The organism is Novosphingobium sp. AAP93 (genome assembly GCF_001296055.1).
Lineage (GTDB): Bacteria > Pseudomonadota > Alphaproteobacteria > Sphingomonadales > Sphingomonadaceae > Novosphingobium.
Window position 1 is genome coordinate 1 of the sequence record NZ_LJHZ01000051.1, and the last position, 25,814, is coordinate 25,814.

Here is a 25,814-nt window from a genome sequence, read left to right on the forward strand (position 1 = left end):
CCCCGGCCCGCCAGTCCCGCGACCACGCCAGCGCCGTACCCCCTCCCCCATCCCCTCCCCGCCGGGGAGGGGGGCAAACCTCATGATCGCCCTCCACTTCGGTTTCGGCGCGCTGGAGGCGGAATTCTGGCGCATGATCTTCGTGATGACGCGGATCGGCGCCGCGCTCCTTGCCGCCCCGCTTTTCGGCGCCAACTCCGTGCCGACGCAGCTTCGTGTCAGCCTTGCGGGTGCCGTCGCCGTGATGGTCTGCGCCTGGACCCCGGTCGCCCCCCCGCCGGCCCTGTTCACGCTCTCTGGCCTCCTGATCACCGCGCAGGAAATCCTGATCGGCCTTTCGCTTGGCTTCGTTCTCCAGTGGAGCTTCGCCGCGCCGCTGATGGCTGCGGAAGTGATCGGCGGCTCGATGGGCATGAGCATCGCCGCCACTGCCGACCCCGTCAGCGGCGCCCATTCGCCGGTCATGGGACAATACTTCTCGGTCCTCCTGACCGTGCTCTTCCTTGGCCTCGGCGCGCATCTCACGTGGTTCGCGCTGATCGTGCAGAGCTACGAGACCTTCCCCCCTGGCTCCGCCTGGTTCACGCCAGACCGCATGTTGCTGGTCGCCAGCTTCGGGACGCAGATGGTCACAGCCGCGCTCGCCATCGCGCTGCCCGTCACGCTGCTGCTGCTGCTGGTGCAGGTCATGACCGGGGTGATCAGCCGCTCGGCGCCCAGCCTCAACCTCCTCGCGCTAGGCCTGCCCGCTGGCGTCCTTGCCGGTATCGCAGCGCTCATTCTCACTGCACCGCTGCTCACCGACAAGCTGAGCGACCTTTCGCTCACCGCCGTCACCCAGTCGGCGCAATTGGTAAGCCCGAAGAATGGCTGAGGAAACACCGGGCGAAAAGACTTTTGCCCCAACCGAGAAACGCCGGAAAGATGCCGCCAAAAACGGCGACGTCCTGCGCCCGCGCGAACTGGGCATCGCCATTGGCGTCCTCGCCAGCGCCGCATGGCTGCAATTCGCCGGCCCGTGGCTGCTCGACAGCATGAGCCGCACCGCGCGTACCGGCCTTACGTGGGACCGCGCCAGCCTCGATCATTTCGACGCCACGCCGCTGATCACCGCGGCCCTCATCACTGCGCTGCCGCCGGTGCTCACCCTTGGAGCAGTCCTCATGGGCGCTGCCCTCGTCTCGCAGCTCGGCCTTGGTGAGGGCCGCTGGGTCGGCGGCAATCTCGCCCCCAAGGCCTCGCGCCTCAATCCGCTGTCCGGCCTCAAGCGCATGTTCGGCCCGCATGGCTGGATCGAGCTCGGCAAGGGCCTCGCCAAGCTCCTGCTGCTCGGCACGATCGCGTATCTGTGGGTCAAGGGCCGCCTCCCCGCGATCGTCGGCCTTGGTAACGGCGAACTGCGCGGGCAACTCGCCTACAGCTGGGACACCCTGCTCGCCCTGCTCTACGCGCTCGGCGGCGGGCTCGTCGTCATCGCGCTGGTCGATTATCCGGTGCAGTATCTGCGGCGGATGATGCGTCTGCGCATGTCGCTGCAAGACCTCAAGGACGAGAGCAAGGAAAGCGAAGGTTCGCCCGAGCGCAAGGCGGCAATCCGCCAGCGCCAGCGCCAGATCGCGATGGGCGGGCTCGCTTCGGCGATGAAGGAAGCCCAGTTCGTCATCACCAACCCGACCCACTTCAGCGTCGCACTCGCCTACGATCCGGACAAGGCCCCCGCCCCCGTCGTGCTCGCCAAAGGACGTGGCGAGAAGGCGCTGGCGATGCGCGAAATGGCGGCGGAAATGGCCGTTCCCACGCTCTCGTCTCCCGCGCTCGCACGCTCGGTCTACTTCACCACGCGCGAGAACCAGATGATCCGCGAGGAACTCTACGCCGCCGTCGCCGCCGTCCTCGCCTTCGTCCTTGCGCTGAAGCGCGGCGATGCGCCACCGCAGCCGCAGGTCGATGTCCCGCTGGAACTGCGGTTCGACGCCGAAGGCCGACCCGAAGCGGCTTAAGCCCGTCCCCGATCAGCCGTTCTGAAAACCATGGCTACCACCTCCGCTACATCGTCCGGCTCAGCCACCGCCAGTCTCATCTCCGCGCTCGGAGGTGGCAGCGGGATCGACATGACCGGGCTCGCCGAGCAGCTGGCCACGGCGCAGTTTGCAGCGCGGCTCGATCAGATCAACGCGAAGACGGACCGGATCACCACGCAGATCTCCTCCGCCTCCACGCTCAGAGGCATGATCTCCAGCCTTGCCTCCTCGCTGGGTGACCGTGTGCGCACCGGCGATCTTGCCGCCACGCCGCAGATCGCCAATGCCTCGGTCGCGCAAGTGAGCAAGGGGGCCGCCACTGGCCGGGGCACCACCACCCTCGAAGTCACCTCGCTTGCCCGGGCGCAGACCCTCGTCTCGCCTGCCGTCACGAGCAACACCACCCCGGTCGGCGCGGGTACGCTCACCGTGCGCTTCGGCACGATCTCCGGCACCGGCTTCACGCCGGATGCCGCCCGCGCGCAAGTCGACATCACCATTCCCACCGGTGCCAATCTCGATACGGTTGCCGCCGCCATCAACAGCGCCGGAGCTGGCGTTACCGCCTATGTCGCCACAGGTGCCAGCGGCGCGCAGCTCGTGCTCAAGGGTCAGGACGGCGCCGCCAATGCCTTCGTGCTGGAGGCGACCGAAAGTCCCACCGAACCCGGTCTGGCGGCGCTCGCCTGGACCCCCGCAGGGGATACCAGCCGCCTCACCGCAGCCGCATCGGATGCAGCCTTCAGGCTGGACGGCGTTGCCCGGACCTCGCCCACCAACATGATCCCCGATGCCGCCCCGGGTCTCTCGCTGAAACTCACCGGCACCAACACCGGCAATCCCACCACGATCAGCTACAGCGATCCCGGCAGCGCCATCACCAGTGCGATGCAGGATCTCACCTCCGCACTCAACGAGATGATGTCCGAACTCAACAAGGACACCGATCCCACCAGCGGCACGCTCAACAACGATCCCGGCGCGCGCGCATTGCGCCGCCAGCTGGCCACATTGGCCAGCACCCAGATCATGCCCGCAAACTCCACCGGCGCCCCCACCACGCTCGCGGACCTTGGACTGAAGACCAACCGCGACGGCACTTTCGCGCTCGACACCAGCCGCCTCTCCGCGACGCTTGCGCGCGATCCGGTCGGCACCGGAGCCATGTTCACCAACGGGCTCTACGGCGTCTTCGCCACATTCGACAAGCTTTCCCGCGCCGTCGGATCGACCAGTGATCCCTCTTCGCTGGGCGGCTCGATCGCGCGGCTGACCAAGCTTCAGACGACACTCGGCGCGCAGAAGAGCGATCTTGCCACCAAGCAGGAAGATCTGCGCCAGCGCCTCGTCTCGCGCTTTGCCAAGCTCAACACCAATCTCACCGACTCTAAATCGACGCTGTCGTTCCTGCAGGCGCAGGTCGATGCGTGGAACGGGAAGAACAACTGATGCTGCTGAGCCGTGATCCCGGAGAGACCTACCGCCGCGTCGATTTCGATGCACGCGTCAAGGGCGCCAGCTCGCTCCAGCTCGTCGCGCTGTGCCTCGAGCAAGCCGCCGGCTCGCTCGGCCGCGCGATCTATGCGCAGGAGCACTGCGACAATGCCGCCAAGAGCGCCGCACTCACCCGCGCCGTCGCGGCGATCACCGCGCTGGAACTCGGCGTGGACAGCTCGAACCCCGTCGGCGCGCCCCTTCTCCAGCTCTACCAGGCCGCCCGCCGCACGATCCTCGACAACGCGCTGCGTTTCGATGCACGGCAGCTGGAAACGATCCGCACCGATCTGCTCGACATCCGCGAGGCGATGCTGGGCACGGCGGCCGGCTGAGCGCCGCGATGGCTGCCTTGCCCCAACCGTCACGGGGCACGGCGAGTTCACGGCTGTTTGCGATCACCTTGCAAATGCGGCGCAGTAATGGCAGCTTCTCGGCAAAGTAGCCCGGGGTAAATCGGTGAAATTCTTGCGTCAAGCGGCGATCATTTCGGCCGCGCTGTGGTCCGCGATACTGTCCTTTGCGGCACGGGCCGACTCGGGCTTCTATCAGTATCCCGTCGCGCATGGCGAGACGCTGGTCTTCGCCAGCGAGGGCGACCTGTGGCGCGCGGAAACCAGCGGCGGCACGGCCATTCGCCTGACAAATCACCTCGAGGAGGAAAGCTATCCCCGCATTTCACCCGACGGACAGCAGATCGCGTTCAACGCTGCCTACGACAGCGCCGGGGATATCTATGTGATGCCGCTGGCCGGCGGCGCGCCGCGCCGGCTCACCTTTGCCGGCGGCGGCGTCCGCACCATCGGCTGGACTCCCGACGGAAAAGTCCTGTTCCTCTCTCGGCTCGAGAAGGGCGGTTTCACCCAGGTCCTCTATAGCGTCGATCCGCGCGGCGGCGATCCGGTGGCGATCCCGCTGGCCCGGGTGCAGGATGCCGCCTTCGGCAGCGATGGCCGGACGCTGTTCTTCACGCGGCGGGGCATCGGCACCAGCAATGACAACGCCGTCCAGTACCGCGGCGGCGGGATGGGTCAGTTGTGGCGCTGGGAGCTCGGCACTAGTGCCGAGGCGGTCCGTCTGCTCGCCGATTTCGACGGTCCTGTCAGCATGCCGATGGCGCATGGAGGCCGCATCTATTTCGTCTCCGACCAGAGCGGCGGCGATGCCATCTGGTCCGTCGCGGAAGATGGCTCAGGGGTGCGCCGGGAATCGGATACGATGCCCTTCCCGATCCGGCAGGCCAGCCTCGACGGTGACCGGATCTTCCTGCAGAACGGGGCCGACATCTACGTCTTCGGCCTCGCCGACAAGGCGCTGCGCAAGCTTGATCTGCAGATCATCACCGATCGGGCGCAAACCCGCGTGCGCGCGCTCGACAAGCCGCTGCGCTTCTTCACCGGCGCGACGATCGCCCCGTCCGGGCAAAGCGTCGCCGTCACCGCGCGCGGCCGCGTTGCGCTCGGTTTTCCCAGGGATCGGCGCCGCGTCGAACTGCCGGTTCCGCTCGATGCCCGCGCGCGCCAGGCGCAAGTCTCGCCCGACGGCAAGACGGTGTTTCTGCTCCTTGACAAGGACCTCGCCGGCGGGGTGTTCCGCATGCCCGCAGACGGCTCCGGACCGCCCGTTGCCATCATCAAGGACTACGCCAGCCATATCTGGAATTTCGAGGTGTCGCCGGACGGCAAGACCATCGTCTTCGCCGACAAGGCCGCGCGCCTCCAGAAGCTCGACGTCGCGAGCGGTGCCGTGACCCTGCTCGCGCAGAACAAGGCGGGAAGCGACCAGCCGTTTGCCGATGTGCGCTTCTCGCCTGACGGGCGCACCATCGCCTATTCGGAAGATCAGGACGGCGGCGCGGCCCCGCGCGGCGTGATCGTGGTGCAATCCCTGTCCGACGGGCGCCGGGTGGAAGCCACCTCGCGCAAATACAACGACACCTCGCCGGCCTTCTCGGCCGACGGGCGCTGGCTCTATTTCGTCTCGGAGCGCAATTTCGATCCTCGTCCCGGCAACCCTTGGGGTGACCGCAACATGGGCGTTTCCTTCCCGGACCGCGGCGAAATCTACGCGGTCCAACTCGATCCCGCCGCCGATTTTCCCTTCAGCGTCGATACCGAACTGACGGCTGCTGCCAAACCCGCCTCTGACGACAGCGCCGCGACCAGCAACGCAGCCACGCCGGACAAGGCAAAGGCCGACGAGGGCAAGGCAGACCGGAAGGGCAAGAAGCCTGCCCCTGCGAACGTGGTGATGGATGGCCTCGCCGCGCGCCTCTACAAGGTGCCCGGCGCCACCGGCATCACCGGTTCCCTGCTGGTCGCCGAAAAGCATCTGCTTGCCATGCGCGGCGAAGATGAACTCATCTCGATTGCCATCAGCAAGGATGATCCCAAGATCGAGACCTTCGCCAAGTCGGTCCTCGGCGCGTCGCTTTCGGCGGACCGCAAGACCGTTTTCCTCGTCACCGGGCCGCCCGAAACGCTGGCGCTGCTGCTCGTTCCCGCCGGCGAGAAACTGCCCGAAAAGCTGGATCCGAACCGCGTGCGCCTTGCCGACTGGCGCTTGCAGATCGACCCGCGCGAGGAATGGCACCAGATGTTTCTCGATGCCTGGCGTCTGCACCGCGATTTTGCCTATGATCCCAAGCTGCGCAGCGTGGACTGGAACGCGGTGCGCGCCCGGCTGGAGCCTTTCGTGGCGCGCATCGGCCACCGCGCGGAATTGAACGCGATCCTCTCCGAAATGTCGTGGTCGCTCGGCATCCTCCACAGCCAGATCGGCCCCGGCGAAGTTCCTGTCGACAGCAAGAATCCGGATATGGGCTATCTCGGCGCCCGCCTCGCCGCCAATGCGGGCGGGGGCATGCGGATCACGCAAATCAACGATTCGGATCCCGATATCATCGCCCTGCGCTCTCCGCTCAAGCGGCCCGGCGTCGATGTCCGCGAAGGGGACGTGATTGTCCGCATCGACGGTGCGGCCATCGCGAGCCAGGCCGATGTCGCGCGCGCGCTGGCAGGCAAGGTCGGACAGGAAGTGCGGCTCGATCTCACCCGGGGCGGGGTGGCACGCTCCGCCATCATCAAGCCGGTGTCGTTCGTGGCCGAGATCGGCGCGGAGTATCGCGACCGGGTGATCCGGACCCGCGCGGCGGTCGACCGGCTCTCGGGCGGGAAGATCGGCTATGTCGCGCTCGCCGCGATGGTCGAAGATGATGTCGCCGAATTCGCCCGCGATTTCTATGGCCAGTCCGAGCGCGAGGGGATGATCATCGACGTGCGCGACAACAACGGCGGCAATGTCGACAGCATGGTCATCGGGGCTCTGCTGCGCCGCGCCTGGGCCTTCTGGGCAGCACCCGGCGGCAAGCCCTATACCAACATGCAAGGCGCCTATCGCGGACCGATCGCGGTGCTGATCGATGAGCAGACCTATTCCGATGGCGAAACCTTTGCAGCCGGAATCAAGTCCCTCGGAATTGGACCGCTGATCGGACAGCGCACTGCCGGGGCGGGCATCTGGCTGACCGGCCGCCCTACGCTCACCGACAACGGGATCGCGCGTATCGCGGAGTTTGCGCAGTACCGGCTCGATGGCGAATGGCTGATCGAGGGGTGGGGTGTGGAACCTGATATCGTCGTCGACAATCCGCCGCATGCCTCGTTCACCGGCAGTGATGCCCAGTTGCAGGCGGCCGTCGACTATCTGAAGGACAGGTTGGCGACGCAACCCGCCGCTCCCCTTGTGCCGAAACCACTCCCGCCGGTTGGAACGCCGGCGAAATCGCCGATACCCTTGCCGCGGCCGTAACCCCGGGACCGCCGGCAGCCGAGCACCAAAAAACGGCCCGGAACCGCGCCAGACGGCTCCGGGCCAGAGGGGCGTTACGGGCGATGAACGCCTCAGGGGTAAGTCGTCGGGCCGGTCAGCCGATCGCGCAGGCCTTAAGCACGGCGGCGCCCAGATCGGCGAGGCCGACTTCACGCGCGGCGGCGCTGGCTTCGATGGCGGCGCTGGGCGCCTCGGCGACCATCGCGGTCGCGCGGTCCTGCACCAGGGTGTCCTGCCCGGCGTCGCGCATCAGCTTGAGGCCGCGGGCGCCGTCGCTGCCCATGCCGGTCAGCACCGCGCCCACTGCCGGCACCGCACCGCGCGCGATCGAGCCGAACAGGAGGTTGGCGGAAGGACGCGCGCCGTCGACCGGATCGCGCTCCATCAGGCGGATGCGCGGCGGCTGGCCGGGTTCGACCACCACGTGGCGATCCGGATCGGCGGCGATGTGGATCGTGCCGGGGGTCAGGTTGGCGCCGTCCTTCGCGGCGCGCACGTTGCATTTGAGATCGGTATCGAGCCGCTTGATAAAGGTCTCGACCACCATCGGCTCGGCCTGCAGGCACACCACCGTCGGCGGGCAGTTGGCAGGAAAACCGCTCAGGATCGTCGTCAGCGCGTCGATCCCGCCCATCGAGGCGCTGAACGCCGCGATATGGCCGTTCCACGTGAAGGGCACATCGGCGGCGGCCTTCTGCTCGGCACGGCCCTTGCGGTCGTGCACGTTGCTGTTGGCCGCGGCGAGCACGATTTTGCCGAGCTTGCCGACCGTCTTGCTGAACTGTTCGGGCGTCGCCTTGAGCGGCTTGGGGAAGCATTCCACGGCGCCCAGTTCATAGGCCTTGAGCGAGGTTTCGGTGCCCGCCTGCGTCAGGCTGGAGAGCATCACCACTGGCAGCGGATTGGTCTCCATGATCTCCGCAAGGAACTCGATCCCGCTCATGCCCGGCATTTCCACGTCGAGCGTGATCACGTTGGGCTTCAGTTCGGCGATCTGTTCGCGCGCGGCGCCGGCGTTCGCTGCCACGCCCACCACGCGGACGTTCTTCGCCTCGTCGAGGATATCGGAAAAGAGCGCGCGCATCGCGGCGGAATCGTCGACCACGAGGACCCGGGCTTCGTGCATGGGGAGGCTTACCTTCCTGTTGGCGCGCCGCCTGTGGGCGCTGCTTCGGCTGGGTGATACGCCGCCTCCTCCCTGCAATTTCTCCTCGGGCCGTTAAGTATCTCACCGTAAACCCCAGGCAAGGCGACCTTTGCCGCTTGCCGACTAAGCCAGACGGGAAAGCGTGCTCCCGGATCGGGGGCCAGCGAGGGAACCCGCCTCTATGCCGACGATCACCCTGCCCTCCCGGTGCGACCGCGCCGCAGCCGAGGCCCTGCTGCCGGAAATGGTGGCCGGGCTCGGTTCGGGCGCGCTCCATATCAATGCGCGCGATTGCACGCAGATCGGGCAGACCATGCTCCAGCTCCTCGTCAGCGCGCGCCGCACCGGCGATGGCGCGGTGATCGAGCCATCGGACCATTTGCGCGAAACCGCCCGCCAGCTCGGCCTTGAGGCGGAACTGTTCGACGGAGCGGCGGCATGAACGCCGAAGAAATCCAGGCCATCTTCTTTGCCGAGTGCGAGGAATCGCTGGCGGCGGCCGAAAGCGGGCTCGCTGCCTGCAAGGCCGGCACCCAGGACAGCGATACGGTCAACGCCGTGTTTCGCGCCGTCCATTCGATCAAGGGCGGCGCAGGCGCCTTCGGCTATGTCGCGCTGCAGGCATTCACCCATACGTTCGAGACGCTGCTTTCCGACGTGCGCGAAGGCGCGGTGCCGATCACCGAGCCGCTCGTCGATCTCCTCCTGCGCGCGCTTGATACGCTGAGCGATCACGTTGGCGCCGCGCGCGGGCTTGTCGACGTGCCCAATGACGTGGGCCTGCTCGCCGAACTGACTGCCGCGCAGGCCGCCAACGCGGGAACTGCGCCAGCTCCGGCTGTCCCCGCCCCGGTCGCCGCTGCGCCGGTAGCTCCCGCCGTGGAGGAAGAAGAAGGCAGCGATCCCTTCGACTTCGATGCCATGCTCGATGACATCACCGGCGCGATGGGAGCGCCCGAGCCTGAACCCGCTCCCGCCCCCGCGCCTTCTTGGCTGCTCAAGGTCCGCCCCCACGCCGGCGCCATGCGGAACGGCGGCGAGCCGCTGCTCCTCCTGCGCGAACTGGCCGGCCTCGGCGCGCGCTGCATCGAATGCGATTGCGGCAGCGTCCCGCTGCTCGATACGCTCGATCCCGGCACCGGCTACCTTGGCTGGACGTTCGCGCTCGACGCCGATGTCAGCGAGGGCACAGCGCGCGAGATCTTCGAATTTGTCGGCGACGACTGCGGCCTCGCCGTGGGGGGCGACGCGCCGATGCCGCCAGTCCGGCCCGCACCTGCGCCCGCACCTGTTGCCGCGCCAGCCGCCGCCGCACCCGCCGTCGCAGCAGCAGCAGCAGCAGCACCGGCGCCTGCTGCTGCTCCGCCCGCGCCCCCCGCGCTCGGTCAGTCGATACGCATCGAACTCGGCAAGCTCGACAAGCTGATCGACGCAGTCGGCGAACTCGTCATCGCGCAGGCAATGATGGCGCAGCGCCTCGCCGGCGATGGCCTCGCGGTGAAGGAAGAGCTCACGATACTCGAAGGCCTGACGCGCGACATCCAGGAATCGGCCATGTCGATCCGCGCCCAGCCGATCGGCTCGGTGTTCAGCCGCGTGCCGCGTATCTTGCGTGAACTCACCGCCAGCACCGGCAAGCACGTCCGCCTCGAAGTCTCGGGCGAAAGCACCGAACTCGACAAGACCGTGATCGAACGCCTCGGCGAACCGCTCACCCACCTCATCCGCAACGCGGTCGACCACGGCATCGAAAGCGCCGAGGCGCGGATCGCCGCGGGCAAGCCCGCCGAAGGCACACTCACCCTGTCCGCCGAGCACCGCTCGGGCCGCATCCTCATCCGCATTGCCGACGACGGCGCGGGCATCAACCGCGACCGCGTCTTTGCCAAGGCCGTCGAAAAGGGCCTGATCGCAGCCGATGCGCAGCTTTCGAAGGAGGAGATCGACCACCTGATCTTTGCGCCCGGTTTCTCCACCGCGCAGCAGGTCTCGAACATCTCCGGCCGCGGCGTCGGCATGGATGTCGTCCGCCAGAACGTGAAGGAACTCGGCGGCCGCATCACTATCGACAGCGAACCCGGCAGCGGCACCACCTTCACGCTCACGCTGCCGCTCACCCTCGCCATCTCGGACGGCATGGTCGTCAATGTGGGCGATCAGACCCTGGTTGTCCCGCTAGCCAACGTCGTCGAAAGCCTGCGCCCCACCAAGGAAGAAGTGCAGGGCCTCGGCGCCCACCGCGCGATGATCAATGTGCGCGGCAAGTTCATCCCGGTGCTCCCGCTCCACGCCGCCGTCGGCGCGCAGGGCGCCATCGAGCAAGCGCATGAAGGCGTGCTCATCGTGGTCGAGACCGAAGGCGCCGGGCGCGCCGCGCTGCTTGTCGATGCCATCTGCGATCAGCGCCAGGTCGTGATCAAGAGCCTCGATACGCATTACCGCTCGGTCGAAGGCGTCTCCGGCGCCACGATCCTCGGCGATGGCATGGTCGCGCTCATCGTCGATGTCGACAGCCTCGTCGCGCGCAGCCTTTCCGGCCAGTCCCTGTCCGGCCCCTCGCTGGCGGAAGCTGCATGAGCGCCATGCTCGCCCCTGCCGAGACGCTGCCGGGCATCAGCCCCGGCGTCTACAGCGCGGACGACTTCGCCGCGGTGAGCGCGATCGCGCATGCCGAGGCGGGAATCGTGCTGGCCGAGGGCAAGGCGATGCTCGTCTATTCGCGTCTCGCCCCGCTGGTGCGCGATTCCGGTTGCGCCACGTTCAGTTCGTACATCCTGCGCATCCGCGAGGATGCCGCCGAGCGCAACCGCGCGATCATGGCGCTGACCACCAACCACACCTTCTTCTACCGCGAGGCGCATCACTTCGAGCACTTCGCCAGCCAGGTCCGCCCCGGCCTTGTCGACAACCTCGCGCGTGGCGGAAAAGTGCGCCTGTGGTCCGCCGGCAGTTCAAGCGGTGAAGAAACCTGGTCGCTGCTGATGACCCTGCTCGGGCCGGACCGCACCGCGGGCGAACGCATCGCGCGCGGTGACGTGCGCCTGCTCGCCAGCGACATCGCCGCCCACGCGCTGCGCAAGGCCGAAGCCGCGCGCTATCGCAGCGAGGAGCTGAAGGCCGTGCCGGAGGCCCTTTCGCGCACCTGGACCGTGCCTGCCGGTGACGAAGTGGAGATCGCGCCCACGGTCCGGTCGCTGGCACGGTTCCGTACGCTCAACCTGCATGGCCCCTGGCCGATGCAGGGCCAGTTCGACGTGATCTTCTGCCGCAACGTGATGATCTATTTCGACAATCCCACCAAGGAGCGCCTCGTCGCGCGCTTTGCCGAGGCGCTGGTGCCCGGCGGCTGGCTCTATGTCGGCCACAGCGAACGCGTGACCGGCCCGGCGCTCCAGATGCTCGCCACTGCGGGCCCCACCATCTATCGTCGGAGCGAGACATGAGCCGAGTGAGCAAGCCCATCCGGGTCGTCATCGTCGAGGATTCGCCGACGATGCGCGCGATCCTGCAAGCCCGGTTCGAGCGCGAGGACGATATCGTCGTCGTCGGCGCAGCGGCCAATGCGGCAGAGGGCCGCCAGATGATCCGCGAACTCGATCCCGACGTCGTCACGCTCGATGTCGAGATGCCTGGCATGAACGGGCTCGATTTCCTTGAAAAGATCATGGCGCTGCGCCCCACGCCCGTCATTGTGGTGTCCGGCTCGACCCACGAAGGCGCCGAAACCACCGCGCGCGCGCTCGCGATCGGTGCGGTCAGTTGCTACGCCAAGAGCGAAGGCGCCGGCAGCTACTCGTTCGACGATCAGGGCAAGCTGGCGGACCTTATCCGCGATGCCTCCAAGGTTCGCTTCGTCACGCGTCCTGCCCCGCCGCCACCCACTCCGCCGCGCACCTCAACCGCACCGCGCAGCCCCACCCTGGTCGAGCGCCCCCGTCTGATCGCCATCGGTTCCTCGACCGGCGGCGTCGAAGCGCTGCAAGTCCTGCTCGGCGGCTTTTCGGCGGACTGCCCTCCAACCGTCGTCGTCCAGCACATTTCCGCGCGCTTCGCGCCCGCCGTCGCGCGTACGCTCGACCAGTCGTGTCCGCCGAAGATCGTGATTGCGGAGCCTGATCTGCCGCTGCTTGAAGGCCACGTCTACATCGCGCCGGGCGACGACCGCCATTTCTCCGTCGGCGGCCGCAGCGGTCATCTCTACCAGCGCCTGCGCCGGGGCGAGCCGGTTTCCGGCCACCTTCCCAGCGTCGATGTGCTGTTCCACTCGGTCGCCGAAGTGGTCGGCGCGGGCGCAGTCGGCATCCTCCTCACCGGCATGGGCACCGACGGCGCCGAAGGCCTGCTCGCCCTTGCCCAGACCGGCGCGCGCACCATCGCGCAGGATGAAGCGACGTGCACCGTGTTCGGCATGCCGCGCGCCGCGATCGCGCTTGGCGCCGCCGGGGTCGTCGCGCCGATCGGCACGATTGCGCGCCACGCTTTCAGCAAGGCAGCCTGATCCGATGTTCGAACGCCGTATCCTTGGAAGCCTCGAACGCCCGATCGAGCGCGTGACCGTCATGCAAGGTCAGGCGCTGGTCAGCAATGACGCCACAATCGAATTCTCGACCGTGCTCGGCAGCTGCGTCGCCTCGTGCCTCTATGATCCCGAAGCGCGGGTTGGCGGCATGAACCACTTCCTGCTGTCCGAGCCGCCCGCCGGCCTTGCCGCCACGACCACCATCGACGAGCACTACGGCGTCTATCTGATGGAGCTGCTGGTCAACCAGATGCTCGGCATGGGCGCACGCAAATCGCGGCTGCGCGCGCATCTCTACGGCGGCGCCAACGTCAACCGCAACATGATGCGCATCGGCACCGCCAATGCCGAGTTCGCGCAGGCCTTCCTCAAGCGCGAAGGCATCATGGTCATGCGCGAGGACCTTGGCGGCACCAGCGCCCGCCGTGTCGATTTCCGCCCGGCCTCAGGCCAGATCCGCTGCCGCACGGTCGAGGATCGCCTCGCGCCGCCGGTCAAACCCACCACCCGCCCGGCCATCGCGTCCGGCGATGTCGAACTGTTCTGATTGCAACAAGCGAGCCCCACGATGACCCAGACCACCCGAATCCTGACTGTAGACGACAGCCCGAGCATGCGGGCGCTCCTCAACCACGCTCTTTCGACACAAGGCTTCGAAGTGGCGCAGGCCGAAGACGGCCTCGCCGCGCTCGATTGGCTCGCGCTCAACGAAGTCGACGTGGTGATCACCGATATCAACATGCCGCGCCTCGACGGCTTCGGCCTGATCGAGCGCCTGCGCGAGGGCACCCGCCACCGCGACCGGCCGATCCTGGTGCTCACCACCGAAAGCTCGGACGAGAAGAAGGCCCGCGCCCGCGAGGCCGGCGCGACCGGCTGGATCGTCAAGCCCTTCGATGCCGCCAAGCTCGTCGCCGCCGTGCGCCGCGTCGCGCACTGATTTCCTCCTGCCCCAAGGAACCCATACGATGATCCGCGAACTGATCACTTTCGAGGTCGAGGGCCAGGTCTTCGGACTCGACATCATGTCGATCCGCGAAATCCGCGCCTGGACGCCGACCACACGCCTGCCACGTGTGCCGCACTATGTCGCGGGCGTTGTCAACTTGCGCGGCACCGTGCTGCCCGTCGTCGATCTCGCCGCCCGCCTCGGCTGGCGCGCGACCGAGCCGACCCCGCGCCACGCGATCATCGTCACGCAGCTGGGCCATCAGGTCGGCGGCTGGATCGTCGATTCGGTGAGCGACATCGTGACCGTGCCCGATCAGACGCTGCAGGCGCCGCCCCCGGGCGTCGGCAACGACAGCGTCGTACCCTTCCTCGAAGGCCTCGCCGCGATCGAGGACAAGATGGTGATGGTCCTCAACCTTTTCGCCTTGAGCGATGGGGCGCAGCTCGCCGCTGCCGCCTGATCCTGCACTCACTTTCGCATCAAGGAACCCGCCGCAATGGCCTCCCCCGTGGCTTCAGGCCCCCCCGCCAACACCGCATCGCACCGGCAAATCGCGCTGGTGCTCGAGGAATTGTCCCACGAAGTCGAAGCACTCGGCGCCTCGCTCTGCGGTGATATGGACGTCGCCATGCGGCACATGGACAGCCTGCAGGCGATCGACATGATTGCCCAGAAGCAGCGCAGCCTCGCCACGCTGCTCCATGCAGACTGCCTCGAAACCGAGGTCGAACGCATCGGTCTTGATATCCTGCGCGAAAGGATGCGGTTGCTGCGCTGACGGGCGGGACCGGCGTCCCATGGCGGGACCATCCTTGTCGGGACCGGGGCTGGCGCGCAGGTTGCCATTCCCGCTCGATTGTTCACAATGCCGCGAGATCAACGAACGGCGGGAGCAATGGCGGTCATCGCAGTCTACAGCGTCAAGGGCGGCGTCGGGAAAACCACCCTCGCGGTCGACATGGCGTGGCGTTCGGCGGCGCTGTCCGGCCATTCCACCCTGCTCTGGGATCTCGATCCGCAGGGGGGTGCGGGCTGGCTGCTCGGCCTGCCCGACCGCGCCGAAAGCGATGCCGCGTCAATCTTCCGCAAGGACAGCAAGCCAAGCGATCTGATCGTCCCTTCGCGCTATCCCGGCCTTGCCGTGCTGCAGGCCGATGACAGCATGCGCAGCTTGCCCGCCACGCTCGCCCGGATCGGCAAGCGCAAACGCATGGCGCGCACTGCTGCCGCGCTCTCGGATGACTACGAGCGCATCGTGATCGATTGCCCGCCCGCGCTCAACGAGATCAGCGAGCAGGTCTTCGCCGCCGCCGATCTGCTGATCGTGCCGCTGCCACCCTCGCCGCTGTCCGCCCGCGCGCTGCCGATGATCCAGGCGGAGATCCTCGCCAACCACCCGCGCCATCCGCCGATCCTGCCGGTGCTTTCGATGTTCGATGCGCGCCGCAAGCTGCACCGTGATGTGCTGTCGGGCTTCGCGGCGGGTTGGCCGGTGATCCCGATGGCCAGCGCAATCGAGCAGACCGCCGCGCGCCGTGCCCCGCTCGGCACATTTGCCGCCGCCAGCGACGTCAACGCCCGCCTGCAGAAGCTGTGGGACGGGATCGAAGCCAAGCTGACGATGCAGGCCTCGCTAGGGCAGGCATCTCTCAGTTCATGAAGGCGTCGAGCGCCTCGCCCGCTTCCATCCAGCGCGCTTCCGCCGCTTCCAGCTGATCTGCCACCTCGCGCCGCTGGCGCCCCAGTTCGGCCATGCCCAGCCCGGCGAGGTCCGCCGCCGGTTTGCCGGAGCCCGCCATCGCCGCATCGATCGCCGCCAGCCGCGCCTCGGCCTTGCCGACCGCGGCTTCAGCCTCGCTGACCGCCTTCTGCAGCGCCTTCATCTCCTCGCGGCTCTTGGCCCCGCCTTTCGGCTTGCTTGTGGCGCCTTTGCCCGCCTCCGCCTTGGGCTGGTTCCGCCCGAGCACGAAATCGATGTAGTCCTCGATGCTCCCCGGATAGTCCTTGGCCGTGCCGCCATCGACAAGCACCAGCCGGTCCGCCGTCAGCTCCACCATGTGCCGGTCGTGGCTGATCAGGATCACCGCCCCGGCATAATCGTTCAGTGCCTGCACCAGCGCCTCGCGCGCATCGACATCGAGGTGGTTGGTCGGCTCGTCGAGGATCAGGAGATGCGGCGCATCGCGCGTGACGAGCGCCAGCGCCAGCCGCGCCCGTTCGCCGCCCGAAAGCGTCGCCGTCTGCGATTCGGCGCGCGGGCCGGAGAAGCCGAACCGCCCAAGCTGCGCACGCACCGCCGCCGGGGTCTTGCCCGGCATCGCCCGTGTCATCAGCTCGAGCGGGGTCGAATCCGCCGGCAGTTCTTCCACCTGATACTGCGTGAAATAGCCGATCTTGAGCTTGCCCGAGGCCGTCATCCCGCCCTCGCTCGCCGCCAGCTGCCCCGCCAGCAGCCGCGCCAAGGTAGTCTTGCCGTTGCCGTTGCGGCCCAGCATCGCGATCCGGTCATCGGGATCGATGCGCAAGTTGAGCCGCCGCAGGATCGGCTTCTCCGCCACATAGCCCGTCGCCGCCAGATCCAGCGTGATCAGCGGCGGCCGCAGTTCGTCGGGATCGGGAAAATCAAAGCTCAGCGAAGGGTCCTCGAGCATCGCCGTCACCGGCTGCATCTTCGCCAGCATCTTGGCGCGCGACTGGGCCTGCTTTGCGGTCGAGGCGCGCGCCGAATTGCGCGCCACATAGTCCGCCAGCTTCTTCCTCTGCGCATCCTGCGCAGCCTTCGCTGCGGCAATCTGCGCCGCGCGCTCGGCCCGCTGCCGCTCGAAGGCATCGTATCCGCCCGCATAGAGCGCGATCTTCCCGCCCTGCAAATGGAGGATCGTATCGACCACGTTGTTGAGCAGATCGCGCTCGTGGCTGATCACCACGATCGTGCCGGGATAGTTCTGGAGGAAGTTCTCCAGCCACAGCGTCGCTTCCAGATCGAGGTGGTTCGAGGGCTCGTCGAGCAGCAGCAGGTCGGGTGCGGAAAACAGCAGCGAGGCCAGCGCCACGCGCATCTTCCACCCGCCCGAAAAGCTGTCGAGCGGCATCGCCTGCATCGCCTCGTCGAAGCCCAGCCCGATCAGGATCCGCGCCGCCCGCGCGTCCGCCGTATAGGCGTCAATGGCGATCAGCCGGTCGTATAGCTCCGCCAGCCGGTCCGGATCCTCGCAGGTCTCCGCTTCCGCCATCAGCGCGGCGCGCTCGGTATCGGCCGCCAGCACCGTCTCGAACGGCGTCGCCGAACCCGCAGGGGCGGACTGCGCGATATAGCCAAGCCGCATCCGCTTGGGCATCTCGATCCCGCCCTCGTCGGGCTCGATCTCGCCGATGATCGCCTTCATCAGCGTCGATTTGCCCGCGCCGTTGCGGCCGATCAGCCCCACCTTGGAGCCCGGCTGGATCGTCGCGGAGGCGCGGTCGAGAATGGTGCGCCCGCCCAGCCGCACGGTGAGGCCCTGAATTGTCAACATGCGCGCGCCCCTAGCAGGGCAGCGCCCACCGCGAAAGCCGCCAACAATCCTCCGAAAAATCAGCCACCCCGCACCCGCCCGCACTGGACTTCGCCGTCCCCCGGCGTGCATGGAAACGAACCATGTGGCAGATCTATCAATTCCCGCTGTGCCCGTTCAGCCGCAAGGTGCGCCTGCTCCTCGCCGAAAAGGGCGTGCCCTACGAACTCATCCGCGAGAACCCGTGGGAGCACCGCGAGGCGTTCCAGATGCTCAACCACGCCGGGCGCACCCCCGTGCTGCACAATCCCGAAAAGCAGATCACCCTCGCCGACAGCCGCGCGATCTGCGAGTATTTCGAGGAGACGGTCGACAAGGCGCCGATGATCAACGGCACCGCCGTGGGAAGGGCCGAAATCCGCCGCCTCGTCGCGATGTTCGACGAAAACTTCTTCGCCGCCGTCACCCAGCCGCTGCTCGAAGAGCGCATGAAGAAGCGCCTCGTCTACCGCCAGTCGCCTGACTCCCGGATCTTGCGCGATGCGATGCGCCTCGCCAACGAGCACCTCTACTACATCGACTACCTGATCGATAACCGCCCCTGGCTGGCCGGCTCCACCATGAGCCTCGCCGATCTTGCCGCCGCCGCGCAGATCTCGGTCGCGGACTACCTCGGCGGGATCGACTGGTCGCTCCACGAACAGGCCGCCAGCTGGTATTCGGTGTTCAAGAGCAGGCCCAGCTTTCGCCCCCTTCTTACCGAACGGATGGACGTGATCCAGCCGCCGTCGCACTACGCCGACGTGAACGCCTGAAGCCTGCCGGAGAGACCTCCAAGATGACGATTTCCCGCCGCAGCGCCCTCGGTCTCATCGGAGCCGCGGTTCCCCTGGCGGGTGCCGCCTCCCGCGTCGGCGCCGTCACCCCCAACACCTACGAGCCTGCCGCCCCGCCCATGCCCGCAGGACCGGCACCCAGGATCTACGATCAGGTCGGCCTCGAATGGGTGATGAACATCCTGCCCTTCTGCACCGAGCCCGAGAACATGGGTGACCTCGCCGACCAGACTTCGGCCGACGGTGATCGCGACGTGGTCTGGCCGATCGTCGGCGGCACCTTCTACGGGCGCGGCATCAAGGGCACGGTCATCCCCGGCGGCGGCGATTTTCCGGTCACGCGTCCGGACGGGGTCCAGATCATCGACGCGCTCTATCGCCTGCGCACCGACGACGGCGTCCAGATCATCATCCACAACAAGGGTCCGCGCTACACCGACAGCAAGTTCCGCTTGCTGCCCAGCTTCAACGTGGCCGGCAAGAAATACGCCTGGCTGCGCGAATCGTCCTTCGTCGCCACCTTGGTCTACCCGGTTCCGCCCGAAATCCCGGTGCCGGATTTCGGCCCCAAGGCCAACGGGCGCCTGATCCAGGTCTTCCGCCTGACCTGAAGGCGCCATCGCGAAAGGCGGCCACAACCGCGCATCCATCACCGATTGGAACAGCAAGCCGAAGATCGCCGGGCTCACGCCGGACCAGTCAAGCCGCGCCCGCTTTCCTACAGGCCGCCATTCTGCGATACATCCTGCGTGGCCGCGTGCGGTCACGTGCTCTTTGAAATGGTCGGTTCAGGCGCGCACACGCAAAATATGTCACCTTGTCGCTTTCAGGCGCACAAGCTGTTGTCAACAAACAGAAAAACATCACATCTCAAAAGCGACACGGTGTCGCTTTTGTCGCTTTTCGCACCGGTTCAGGCGGCCTTGGTGCGCACCCCGAAACGGCCTGCCTTGCGGAAGCGCACCATCCAGCGGCCGAGAAACAGGTCCAGCGGCCGCGCTTGCACGCCAAGCTCGGCAAGGCCCGGCAGCGTTCCGCTCACCACATTGCCCTGCCGCAGCAGCGTCCATTGATCACGGCTCATCGGTGCGCCGGGCAGCCACCCGGTCAGCGAAGCAAAAGCCGCCGAGACGCCGTCGGGCAATTCGAGGAACTTCGGCGAACGGCCCGCCGCCTTGGCGATGCGGCGGTTGAGCTCGCCGATGGTGATCACATCCGGGCCGCCCAGCTCGAAAGTCTTGCCTGCAAAGTCTGCCGGGGCGGCGAGTACATTGGCGACAGCATCGGCCACGTCGTCGACAAACACCGGCTGGAACCGCGAATCGGCAGCGAACACCGGCATCACCGGCGCGCTGGCGATCAGCCCTGCGAAGAGGTTGATGAACGCGTCATCCTCGCCGAACACGACCGAGGGGCGCAGCACGACCGCTTCAGGGAACGCGGCAAGCACCGCCGCCTCACCCGCCGCCTTGGTGCTGGCATAGGCCACCGAGGAAGCAGCATCGGCACCGATGGCCGACACATGAACGAACGCCTTGGCGCCCTTGGCGCGTGCGATCGCGGCAAGCTGCCCCGCACCCGAACCCTGCACCGCATCGAGCTTGCCAGTGAACGCACCGACAAGGTTCACCACCGCATCGCAGCCCGTGAGCGCGACTTCCAGCGTGTGCGGCTTGGTTACGTCAACTGCCACAAGCTGGATCTTGCCCAGCCCGCCGAGGGTCTTGAGCCGGTACCCGCGCTCGGGATGGCGGCTGCACACCCTGAGCCGCGCCCCGCGCGAGAGCAGCGCCTGCGCCACATGCGTGCCGATGAACCCGCTGCCGCCAACGACAGCGATCAGCTGCCCGTCAAGATCGCGCCCACCGTCCTTGCTCATGCGTTCCATTCCATTTCCTGTTCGCGCCGCCCTTGCCACAGCCGCGCCCTCCGGTTCAATGGTTTAGGCAGCCTGATCGGTGCAAATGCAAACCGCGGTTGACAAGGTGCGCATCCCTGCCCTATCGGCGCGCTCCTACCCGGCAGTTGGCGCTTCGGCCCATTGCTCCCGTGCCCAGATGGCGGAATTGGTAGACGCACCGTCTTCAGGTGGCGGCGCTGGAAACGGCGTGGAGGTTCGAGTCCTCTTCTGGGCACCATTTTTCTTTCCGGACGCATCCGCAAGCGTCCGGAAAAGTCCAAGAAATCAAAGGCTTTTCACGGATCTAGCGTCCACCGGCATCCGGCTGAAATCGTTGCAATTGGCGGTATCCGACGGTATTTTTGACGGTATCAAAACCGGCAAAAATGTGGCTTCATGCTTACCGATCTGGCAGTCCGAAAGGCAGTTGCGCGCGACAAGCCCTACAAGCTCTCTGACGGGGGCGGCCTGTACCTGCTGGTCACCAAGGCCGGTCAGCGGTGCTGGCGGGTCGACTATCGCTTTGGAGAAAAGCGAGCGACAGCCGCGCTGGGGGTCTATCCGACCGTCACCCTCGCCGAGGCGCGTGCCAAACGGCTGGAGATCAAGAAGCAGATCGCAGAGGGCATCAATCCCGCCGCCAAGCGCAAGATCGACAAGATCACCGGCCCGCTTGCCAATGTGAACAGCTTCAGGGCCGTGGCGGAAGAATGGCTCGACAAGGCCCGACGCGAGGGCCGTGCCGATGTGACCGTGGGCAAGCTGACTTGGTTGCTCGAATTCGCCTACCCCATCATCGGAGACCGCAAGGTCGGCGAGATCAAGGCGCCCGAACTGCTCGCCGTCCTGCGCGCTGTCGAAAAGCGCGGCCATTACGAAACCGCACGAAGGCTGCGCAGCACCTGCGGGCAGGTCTTCCGCTATGCCATCGCCACCGGCCGCGCCGACCGGGACGTTTCAGCAGACCTGCGCGGCGCACTGATCGTGCCCAAGGTGACGCACCGCGCCGCCATCACCACACCGAAGGAAGCGGGCGAACTGCTGCGCGCGATCGACGCCTATTCAGGCTATCCGGTCACTCACGCAGCGCTGCGGCTGGCTCCCTATGTCTTCGTGCGCCCTGGCGAATTGCGGCAGGCCGAATGGAGCGAGTTCGACTTCACCCGCAACATCTGGACCATCGCCGCCGACAAGACCAAGATGCGTGTCGCGCACCGTGTGCCGCTCAGCCGTCAGGTCCTCGCCATCCTGGAAGAGCTGCGCGAGATTACCGGCAACCGTCGCTACCTTTTCCCCGCCCAAGGCAAGCGCGACCGGCCAATGTGTGAAAACACGATCAACCTCGCGCTGCGTCGGATGGGATTCGATGGCACCACGATGACCGCTCACGGCTTCCGCGCCATGGCCAGCACACTGCTGAACGAGCAAGGCCACTGGAACCCCGACGCAATCGAGCGCCAGCTCGGCCATGCCGAGACCGATGACGTCCGCCGCGCCTATGCGCGCGGCGAGCACTGGGAAGAGCGGATCAGGATGATGCAGAGTTGGGCGGATTATCTCGACCAGCTCAGGTCCGGTGCAAAGGTGCTGCAAGGCAGCTTCCGCAAGCCATCGGGCGCTGCGAGCGCGTTGCCGGGTTGATCCTGCTGCATTGCTCAGGATCTGTCAGCAATCTGTTCAGCTGGCGATTTCCGCATCAAGGTAGGCCTCGACGCGCCGCATACCTGCGAGGCCATCTGCCAGCACGAGATCGAGCGCGCTGGCCCCATCAAAGGCCTCGTTAGGTGCACCAATCCACCGCGCGGCCCTATCGCTGTCAGCGAACATGCATCGCAATGCGCGATGAATGCCGAGTAGCGCTGCGGCCCGCCCTTCGCCGTTAAGAAGCCGCTCGGCTGCTTCATCTTGAACGCCCCAGCGCGCGACCAATGCAGCGGCCGCCCGCGTCATGGCAAGTATTTCGTCATCGTCGTATTGAGCGCTGGCGATCGACATGGACAGATCCACTGACTTCGACGCGCCCTCGATAGCACGGAACGTCCGCCCAGGCCACCAATCAACTTACCGAGCGGTAAGAATTTCCGGATAGGCCTCAACATCAGTGGACTTCCTTCCCGATCGGGAAGAAATGCTCTTGAAACTCTACAGCACATATGAGAACTTCCCGCTCGGTAAGACCGACATGATCGACGACGCAACCCAATTCGGCGCAGCCGTCGCCTCGGCCCGCAAGGCCCTTGGCCTTACCCAGCGGGAGCTGGCGCTCGCAATCAACAGCGGCGAACGCTTCATTGTCGATCTGGAAGCAGGAAAGCCCACCGCGCAACTCGGCAAGGCACTCGCCGCCGCCAAGGCTGTGGGCTTGCGGCTCACCGCGACCGGCATTTCGCAGGCCTGACCGTGGACCTTCCCGTTCACTACGAAGACCGCCTAGTCGCCACGATCAGCGCGGACGCGCAGGGCACCCGCCTTGCCTATGCGGATGCGTGGGGTTCATCCGCTGACAACTTCTCGGTCTCGCTGGCCATGCCGATCCGGCCAGAGCCCTATGAGGGGGATCGAGTTCTTCCCTGGCTGATGAACCTCCTGCCGGAAGGCGAACCCCTGCGCGCCATGACGCGCGCGCTCGGCGCTGCACCAGAGGACGTGCTCGGCCTGATAGCACGGACCGGCAACGATCTGGCAGGCGCACTCACCATCGCACCGCAGCAACTGCGCGGCGAGCAAGGCTATCGCCCGATCCCGGATGCTGCTGCACTTGAACGGATCATCGAGGAATTGCCCGCGCGGCCATTTCTGGTGGGCGAAGACGGCGTATCGATGAGCCTCGCCGGCGCCCAGGAAAAGCTGCCGGTGGCGATCATCAACGGTCAGATCGCCGTGCCGATCAACGGTGCGCCGTCGACACATATCCTCAAGCCTGACAATCCACGCCTGCCCGGCAGCGTCCAGAACGAGGCGCTGTGCATGGTCCTCGCCCGCCGCATCGGCCTCAACGTCGCGCCGGTGACGACCGGCGTTGCAGGGGAACGCACCTACCTGCTGGTCGAGCGCTATGATCGGACAGGCACCGGCAACAATGTCCGCCGCCTGCATCAGGAGGATTTCTGCCAGGCCCTCGGCCGTCCGCCCGCCGCCAAGTATGAGTTCAACGGCACCGGCACGCGCGGTCCTTCGATTGCAGACATGTTCGCCCTCGTCCGCCAGCATATGACCGCGCGCGATATCAACCGACTGCTCGACGCCGTGATCTTCAACGCGGCCATCGGCAACGTGGACTCCCACGCGAAAAACTACTCGATCCTGCTCGGCCCCGGTGCCCCGCAGCTTGCCCCGCTGTATGATCTGATGTCGGGCCTCGCCTGGACCAACATCACCCAGAACCACGCCCAGGCGATCGGGGGTCAGCGCCGCGGGCGGCACATCTACGGTCGGCACTGGCGGCGCATGGCCGAAGCCGCAGGACTGGCAGCGCGAGGAACGGTGCAGCGGGTGGAACAGGTGACGGCACGGTTGCTGCGCGAACTGCCCGGAGCGGTCGAGGAGGTGGCAGCAAGGCCAGCAGGTCCATCGATGCTGGAGGTCTTCGCAAAGGAGATCGAGGTACGGGCAACCGAAGTCAGGGCGCATGCAGGACAGGAAGGCCTGCCCGACACCGCTGAAGTGCCGACGGACGACGTACCGACGATAGGCGCAAGCGCCTATTCTGCTGACAGCGAAGCAGGAGCGTCATGACCAAAGGCATCTTCGTTCATCGCACCGACTCGATCTACGACGACAGCCCGGCGGAGCAGTATCAGTTCCCGCGCCAATACCTGACCCGCGTCAGCGCCTGCATTGGCGATTGGATCATCTACTACGAGCCGAGCAAGATCCGCGACACGCGCGGATACTTCGCGGTGGCCAAGGTGGCTCATGTCGTACCAGACCCGACCGCCAGGGACATGTATCTCGCCCTGATCGAACCCGGGACCTACCTGGACTTCCCCAACCCGGTGGCGTTCAACGGTCCCCTGGGGCTGGTCGAACGCGGAGTTCTCAACGAGCAGGGCAAGATTTCGGGCCGCGCCCAATCCGCAGTTCGGCCCCTATCCATCGAGGACTTCAACCGCATCATCGACCTTGGCCTCGCGGAAGATGACAGCTTCCTGCCGAGGATCGATGAGACGCCCGAGAACCTGCTGCGCGAGGAGCGCTCACCGTTCCAGTTCGAGATCGAACGCGACCGCGTGGCAAATCTCAGTTCACGACTGGTCCGTGACCGCCTGTTCCGCCGTCGTGTTGTCGAGGCCTATGATGCCCGCTGCGCGGTAACCGGGCTGAAGCTGATCAATGGCGGCGGCCGCGCCGAGGTTGAGGCGGCCCATATCCGTCCCATTGATCGTGGCGGGCCGGACATCGTGACCAACGGGATTGCCCTGTCAGGAACCGTCCACTGGATGTTCGATAGGGGGCATGATCGGATTGAATGACGACCTTGAGATTCTCGTCAGCCGGCAGGCGAACGACCCCGACAGCATCCGCTCGCTGATCAACAGGACCGGCTTCGCCATCCCACCACAGCGACCGCTAGAGCGCCCGCATCCAGCCTTCCTGGCCTGGCATCGAGAGCATTGTTTCAAGCACTGACAAAACCTGCTTCAGGCGCCGCAGCGGCTCCGAACTCCTAAGGAACGTGATTCAGTGCCGCCTAGCCTGTTGCAGGAAAATGGTCGGCCTGAATCTCAAAAGCTGGGTACAGTGTAGAGCACACCGTACGCGACAAATCGCAGGCAAAAATGGAGATAAATTCACTATATAACAATATTTTAATGAGAATGTGTGAAATTGGCAGCTTCTCCGTCAAATCTGACTTGCGATCAGTCTTGGGCATTCCCGCAAATCACATATGGCCGAAAGGCGAGGAAATGCGCCAGTTTCAGCGAGCTTGACCGTGCAATCGAACATAAGTAGAACGAAATTGCCTTCCGCAGTGTGTTCCAGGCTCCACCAAAATGGAGTCCAGCATGACACGCAATGTTTCGATCCAGACCTACCTGCCCAAGCACGTCGCGGCCTGGGTTCAGGATGAAGCCAACCGCGCCAAACAGAGCCGCAGCCAATGGATCGGCGCCATCGTCACGGACCTGTTCCAAGGACAGGAACTGCGTGAGGAGGCGAGACAGAACGCCGAGTTCATCAAGCGCCGGTTGGTCTTCATCATGTGCGCCCTCGATGGCCTTCTGCTTGCCCATCCAGATGCGACCCTCCGGACTAAGGTGCATGAGGCGCATAGGCGCCAGCTCGACAAGCTCGCGCAGGAGAAGGGAGAATGAGGCGCCGGGAAGCCAAGACGCCCGCGAAGGACGAACAGCTCGACCTCCCATTCGATCGTTGCCCGAGGACGGCCCGAACCAACGGTGCTGAACCGCTCGCTGTCCGGATTCCCGATGCCGTGCGGATGACTGGGATAGGGCGATCCAAGCTCTACCAGCTGATTGCGTCAGGGGAGCTGGAAACGATCAAGATCGGCAGATGCACGTTGGTGCCGGTCGATGCGCTCAAGAACCTGTTGGCGAGGGCACGTGACCTGCCACGGGTAATTTCCTCCAGTTGCGATTAGAGTCCGGCCCTCACGAGG

At 66.2% G+C, this 25,814-nt stretch carries 27 protein-coding genes and 1 tRNA gene; 24 read left to right on the top strand and 4 right to left on the bottom strand.

Features of this window, described 5'->3' with window-relative positions:
- Positions 1–82 precede the first annotated feature (82 nt).
- From fliR to IP83_RS09180, 5 genes are all read left to right on the top strand, one after another.
- Positions 83–874, top strand: a complete 792-nt coding sequence (fliR, locus tag IP83_RS09160; protein WP_054121916.1) for a flagellar biosynthetic protein FliR — start codon at positions 83–85, stop codon at positions 872–874.
- Positions 867–2,000, top strand: coding sequence for a flagellar biosynthesis protein FlhB (locus IP83_RS09165; protein WP_054121917.1), 1,134 nt, complete (start codon positions 867–869; stop codon positions 1,998–2,000). The genes fliR and IP83_RS09165 overlap by 8 nt, the downstream gene beginning before the upstream one ends.
- A 30-nt stretch (positions 2,001–2,030) precedes the next feature.
- Positions 2,031–3,470, top strand: a complete 1,440-nt coding sequence (gene fliD, locus IP83_RS09170; protein ID WP_054121918.1) for a flagellar filament capping protein FliD — start codon at positions 2,031–2,033, stop codon at positions 3,468–3,470.
- On the top strand, positions 3,470–3,850 hold the full coding sequence (fliS, locus tag IP83_RS09175) for a flagellar export chaperone FliS (RefSeq protein WP_054121919.1): 381 nt from the start codon (positions 3,470–3,472) through the stop codon (positions 3,848–3,850). The genes fliD and fliS overlap by 1 nt, the downstream gene beginning before the upstream one ends.
- 124 nt (positions 3,851–3,974) lie before the next feature.
- Entirely contained in the window at positions 3,975–7,325 is a 3,351-nt protein-coding gene (locus tag IP83_RS09180) for a S41 family peptidase (protein WP_054121920.1), read from the top strand.
- 115 nt (positions 7,326–7,440) lie between these two features.
- Here IP83_RS09180 and IP83_RS09185 read toward each other — a convergent pair whose 3' ends face one another.
- Positions 7,441–8,472 carry a chemotaxis protein CheB gene (locus IP83_RS09185; protein WP_054121921.1) on the bottom strand — a complete coding sequence of 344 codons (1,032 nt, stop codon included), beginning with the start codon at positions 8,470–8,472 and terminating at the stop codon, positions 7,441–7,443.
- Between the two features lie 202 nt (positions 8,473–8,674).
- Between IP83_RS09185 and IP83_RS09190 the strand changes: the two genes are divergently transcribed.
- From IP83_RS09190 to IP83_RS09230, 9 genes are all read left to right on the top strand, one after another.
- Positions 8,675–8,935 carry a chemotaxis protein CheX gene (locus tag IP83_RS09190; RefSeq protein ID WP_054121922.1) on the top strand — a complete coding sequence of 87 codons (261 nt, stop codon included), beginning with the start codon at positions 8,675–8,677 and terminating at the stop codon, positions 8,933–8,935.
- A complete protein-coding gene (locus IP83_RS09195; RefSeq protein WP_054121923.1) occupies positions 8,932–11,070 on the top strand; it encodes a chemotaxis protein CheA in 2,139 nt (712 codons plus the stop codon). The genes IP83_RS09190 and IP83_RS09195 overlap by 4 nt, the downstream gene beginning before the upstream one ends.
- Entirely contained in the window at positions 11,067–11,936 is an 870-nt protein-coding gene (locus tag IP83_RS09200) for a protein-glutamate O-methyltransferase CheR (protein ID WP_054121924.1), read from the top strand. Before IP83_RS09195 ends, IP83_RS09200 begins: the two co-directional genes overlap by 4 nt.
- Positions 11,933–12,991 carry a chemotaxis-specific protein-glutamate methyltransferase CheB gene (gene cheB, locus IP83_RS09205; protein ID WP_054121925.1) on the top strand — a complete coding sequence of 353 codons (1,059 nt, stop codon included), beginning with the start codon at positions 11,933–11,935 and terminating at the stop codon, positions 12,989–12,991. The genes IP83_RS09200 and cheB overlap by 4 nt, the downstream gene beginning before the upstream one ends.
- Before the next feature lie 4 nt (positions 12,992–12,995).
- Positions 12,996–13,559: a chemotaxis protein CheD gene (locus IP83_RS09210; protein ID WP_054121926.1), complete on the top strand. Its 564-nt coding sequence runs from the start codon at positions 12,996–12,998 to the stop codon at positions 13,557–13,559.
- A gap of 21 nt (positions 13,560–13,580) precedes the next feature.
- The gene (locus tag IP83_RS09215; protein ID WP_054121927.1) at positions 13,581–13,952 is read left to right on the top strand and encodes a response regulator; all 372 of its coding nucleotides are present in this window, start codon (positions 13,581–13,583) and stop codon (positions 13,950–13,952) included.
- Between the two features lie 28 nt (positions 13,953–13,980).
- A complete protein-coding gene (locus tag IP83_RS09220) occupies positions 13,981–14,424 on the top strand; it encodes a chemotaxis protein CheW (protein ID WP_054121928.1) in 444 nt (147 codons plus the stop codon).
- A 48-nt stretch (positions 14,425–14,472) separates the two neighbouring features.
- Entirely contained in the window at positions 14,473–14,742 is a 270-nt protein-coding gene (locus IP83_RS09225) for a hypothetical protein (RefSeq protein WP_231624979.1), read from the top strand.
- A gap of 117 nt (positions 14,743–14,859) precedes the next feature.
- On the top strand, positions 14,860–15,624 hold the full coding sequence (locus IP83_RS09230; protein WP_054121930.1) for a ParA family protein: 765 nt from the start codon (positions 14,860–14,862) through the stop codon (positions 15,622–15,624).
- On the opposite strand, the gene IP83_RS09235 is transcribed toward IP83_RS09230, so the two are convergent.
- On the bottom strand, positions 15,614–17,479 hold the full coding sequence (locus tag IP83_RS09235; protein WP_054121931.1) for an ABC-F family ATP-binding cassette domain-containing protein: 1,866 nt from the start codon (positions 17,477–17,479) through the stop codon (positions 15,614–15,616). The genes IP83_RS09230 and IP83_RS09235 overlap by 11 nt on opposite strands.
- A gap of 122 nt (positions 17,480–17,601) precedes the next feature.
- Between IP83_RS09235 and IP83_RS09240 the strand changes: the two genes are divergently transcribed.
- Complete coding sequence (locus tag IP83_RS09240) at positions 17,602–18,273, top strand: glutathione S-transferase family protein (RefSeq protein WP_054121932.1); 672 nt, start codon at positions 17,602–17,604, stop codon at positions 18,271–18,273.
- Positions 18,274–18,296: 23 nt separating this feature from the next.
- The gene (locus IP83_RS09245) at positions 18,297–18,905 is read left to right on the top strand and encodes a DUF3237 domain-containing protein (protein ID WP_054121933.1); all 609 of its coding nucleotides are present in this window, start codon (positions 18,297–18,299) and stop codon (positions 18,903–18,905) included.
- Positions 18,906–19,207: 302 nt separating this feature from the next.
- On the opposite strand, the gene IP83_RS09250 is transcribed toward IP83_RS09245, so the two are convergent.
- A complete protein-coding gene (locus tag IP83_RS09250) occupies positions 19,208–20,173 on the bottom strand; it encodes a complex I NDUFA9 subunit family protein (RefSeq protein WP_054121939.1) in 966 nt (321 codons plus the stop codon).
- Between the two features lie 172 nt (positions 20,174–20,345).
- Between IP83_RS09250 and IP83_RS09255 the strand changes: the two genes are divergently transcribed.
- A tRNA-Leu gene (locus IP83_RS09255) sits at positions 20,346–20,432 on the top strand.
- 158 nt (positions 20,433–20,590) lie between these two features.
- The gene (locus IP83_RS09260) at positions 20,591–21,835 is read left to right on the top strand and encodes an integrase arm-type DNA-binding domain-containing protein (RefSeq protein ID WP_054121934.1); all 1,245 of its coding nucleotides are present in this window, start codon (positions 20,591–20,593) and stop codon (positions 21,833–21,835) included.
- Positions 21,836–21,871: 36 nt separating this feature from the next.
- Here IP83_RS09260 and IP83_RS09265 read toward each other — a convergent pair whose 3' ends face one another.
- Entirely contained in the window at positions 21,872–22,189 is a 318-nt protein-coding gene (locus IP83_RS09265) for an MbcA/ParS/Xre antitoxin family protein (protein WP_054121935.1), read from the bottom strand.
- Positions 22,190–22,328: 139 nt separating this feature from the next.
- On the opposite strand from IP83_RS09265, the gene IP83_RS09270 reads away from it, so the two are divergent.
- The 6 genes from IP83_RS09270 (at position 22,329) to IP83_RS21130 (ending at position 25,796) form a co-directional block, all read left to right on the top strand.
- A complete protein-coding gene (locus IP83_RS09270) occupies positions 22,329–22,592 on the top strand; it encodes a helix-turn-helix domain-containing protein (protein WP_369817014.1) in 264 nt (87 codons plus the stop codon).
- Positions 22,593–22,594: 2 nt separating this feature from the next.
- Positions 22,595–23,929, top strand: a complete 1,335-nt coding sequence (locus IP83_RS09275) for a type II toxin-antitoxin system HipA family toxin (RefSeq protein ID WP_054121936.1) — start codon at positions 22,595–22,597, stop codon at positions 23,927–23,929.
- On the top strand, positions 23,926–24,666 hold the full coding sequence (locus IP83_RS09280) for an HNH endonuclease (RefSeq protein ID WP_231624980.1): 741 nt from the start codon (positions 23,926–23,928) through the stop codon (positions 24,664–24,666). Before IP83_RS09275 ends, IP83_RS09280 begins: the two co-directional genes overlap by 4 nt.
- Positions 24,650–24,823, top strand: a complete 174-nt coding sequence (locus tag IP83_RS20885) for a hypothetical protein (protein ID WP_231624981.1) — start codon at positions 24,650–24,652, stop codon at positions 24,821–24,823. Before IP83_RS09280 ends, IP83_RS20885 begins: the two co-directional genes overlap by 17 nt.
- A 377-nt stretch (positions 24,824–25,200) precedes the next feature.
- A complete protein-coding gene (locus IP83_RS09285; RefSeq protein WP_156309648.1) occupies positions 25,201–25,509 on the top strand; it encodes a hypothetical protein in 309 nt (102 codons plus the stop codon).
- Positions 25,506–25,796 carry a helix-turn-helix domain-containing protein gene (locus tag IP83_RS21130; protein ID WP_054121938.1) on the top strand — a complete coding sequence of 97 codons (291 nt, stop codon included), beginning with the start codon at positions 25,506–25,508 and terminating at the stop codon, positions 25,794–25,796. The genes IP83_RS09285 and IP83_RS21130 overlap by 4 nt, the downstream gene beginning before the upstream one ends.
- Positions 25,797–25,814 lie beyond the last annotated feature (18 nt).

Bases quoted from the DNA above. Each gene is read 5' to 3' on its own strand.
- IP83_RS09195 (WP_054121923.1), top strand. From the start codon at position 8,932: ATGAACGCCGAAGAAATCCAGGCCATCTTCTTTGCCGAGTGCGAGGAA.
- IP83_RS09280 (WP_231624980.1), top strand. From the start codon at position 23,926: ATGACCAAAGGCATCTTCGTTCATCGCACCGACTCGATCTACGACGAC.
- fliR (WP_054121916.1), top strand. From the start codon at position 83: ATGATCGCCCTCCACTTCGGTTTCGGCGCGCTGGAGGCGGAATTCTGG.
- IP83_RS09245 (WP_054121933.1), top strand. From the start codon at position 18,297: ATGACGATTTCCCGCCGCAGCGCCCTCGGTCTCATCGGAGCCGCGGTT.
- IP83_RS09260 (WP_054121934.1), top strand. From the start codon at position 20,591: ATGCTTACCGATCTGGCAGTCCGAAAGGCAGTTGCGCGCGACAAGCCC.
- IP83_RS09235 (WP_054121931.1), bottom strand. From the start codon at position 17,479: ATGTTGACAATTCAGGGCCTCACCGTGCGGCTGGGCGGGCGCACCATT.
- IP83_RS09265 (WP_054121935.1), bottom strand. From the start codon at position 22,189: ATGTCGATCGCCAGCGCTCAATACGACGATGACGAAATACTTGCCATG.
- cheB (WP_054121925.1), top strand. From the start codon at position 11,933: ATGAGCCGAGTGAGCAAGCCCATCCGGGTCGTCATCGTCGAGGATTCG.
- fliD (WP_054121918.1), top strand. From the start codon at position 2,031: ATGGCTACCACCTCCGCTACATCGTCCGGCTCAGCCACCGCCAGTCTC.
- IP83_RS09210 (WP_054121926.1), top strand. From the start codon at position 12,996: ATGTTCGAACGCCGTATCCTTGGAAGCCTCGAACGCCCGATCGAGCGC.
- fliS (WP_054121919.1), top strand. From the start codon at position 3,470: ATGCTGCTGAGCCGTGATCCCGGAGAGACCTACCGCCGCGTCGATTTC.
- IP83_RS09250 (WP_054121939.1), bottom strand. From the start codon at position 20,173: ATGAGCAAGGACGGTGGGCGCGATCTTGACGGGCAGCTGATCGCTGTC.
- IP83_RS09200 (WP_054121924.1), top strand. From the start codon at position 11,067: ATGAGCGCCATGCTCGCCCCTGCCGAGACGCTGCCGGGCATCAGCCCC.
- IP83_RS09230 (WP_054121930.1), top strand. From the start codon at position 14,860: ATGGCGGTCATCGCAGTCTACAGCGTCAAGGGCGGCGTCGGGAAAACC.
- IP83_RS09185 (WP_054121921.1), bottom strand. From the start codon at position 8,472: ATGCACGAAGCCCGGGTCCTCGTGGTCGACGATTCCGCCGCGATGCGC.
- IP83_RS21130 (WP_054121938.1), top strand. From the start codon at position 25,506: ATGAGGCGCCGGGAAGCCAAGACGCCCGCGAAGGACGAACAGCTCGAC.
- IP83_RS09165 (WP_054121917.1), top strand. From the start codon at position 867: ATGGCTGAGGAAACACCGGGCGAAAAGACTTTTGCCCCAACCGAGAAA.
- IP83_RS09220 (WP_054121928.1), top strand. From the start codon at position 13,981: ATGATCCGCGAACTGATCACTTTCGAGGTCGAGGGCCAGGTCTTCGGA.
- IP83_RS09240 (WP_054121932.1), top strand. From the start codon at position 17,602: ATGTGGCAGATCTATCAATTCCCGCTGTGCCCGTTCAGCCGCAAGGTG.
- IP83_RS09215 (WP_054121927.1), top strand. From the start codon at position 13,581: ATGACCCAGACCACCCGAATCCTGACTGTAGACGACAGCCCGAGCATG.
- IP83_RS09190 (WP_054121922.1), top strand. From the start codon at position 8,675: ATGCCGACGATCACCCTGCCCTCCCGGTGCGACCGCGCCGCAGCCGAG.
- IP83_RS20885 (WP_231624981.1), top strand. From the start codon at position 24,650: ATGATCGGATTGAATGACGACCTTGAGATTCTCGTCAGCCGGCAGGCG.
- IP83_RS09285 (WP_156309648.1), top strand. From the start codon at position 25,201: ATGACACGCAATGTTTCGATCCAGACCTACCTGCCCAAGCACGTCGCG.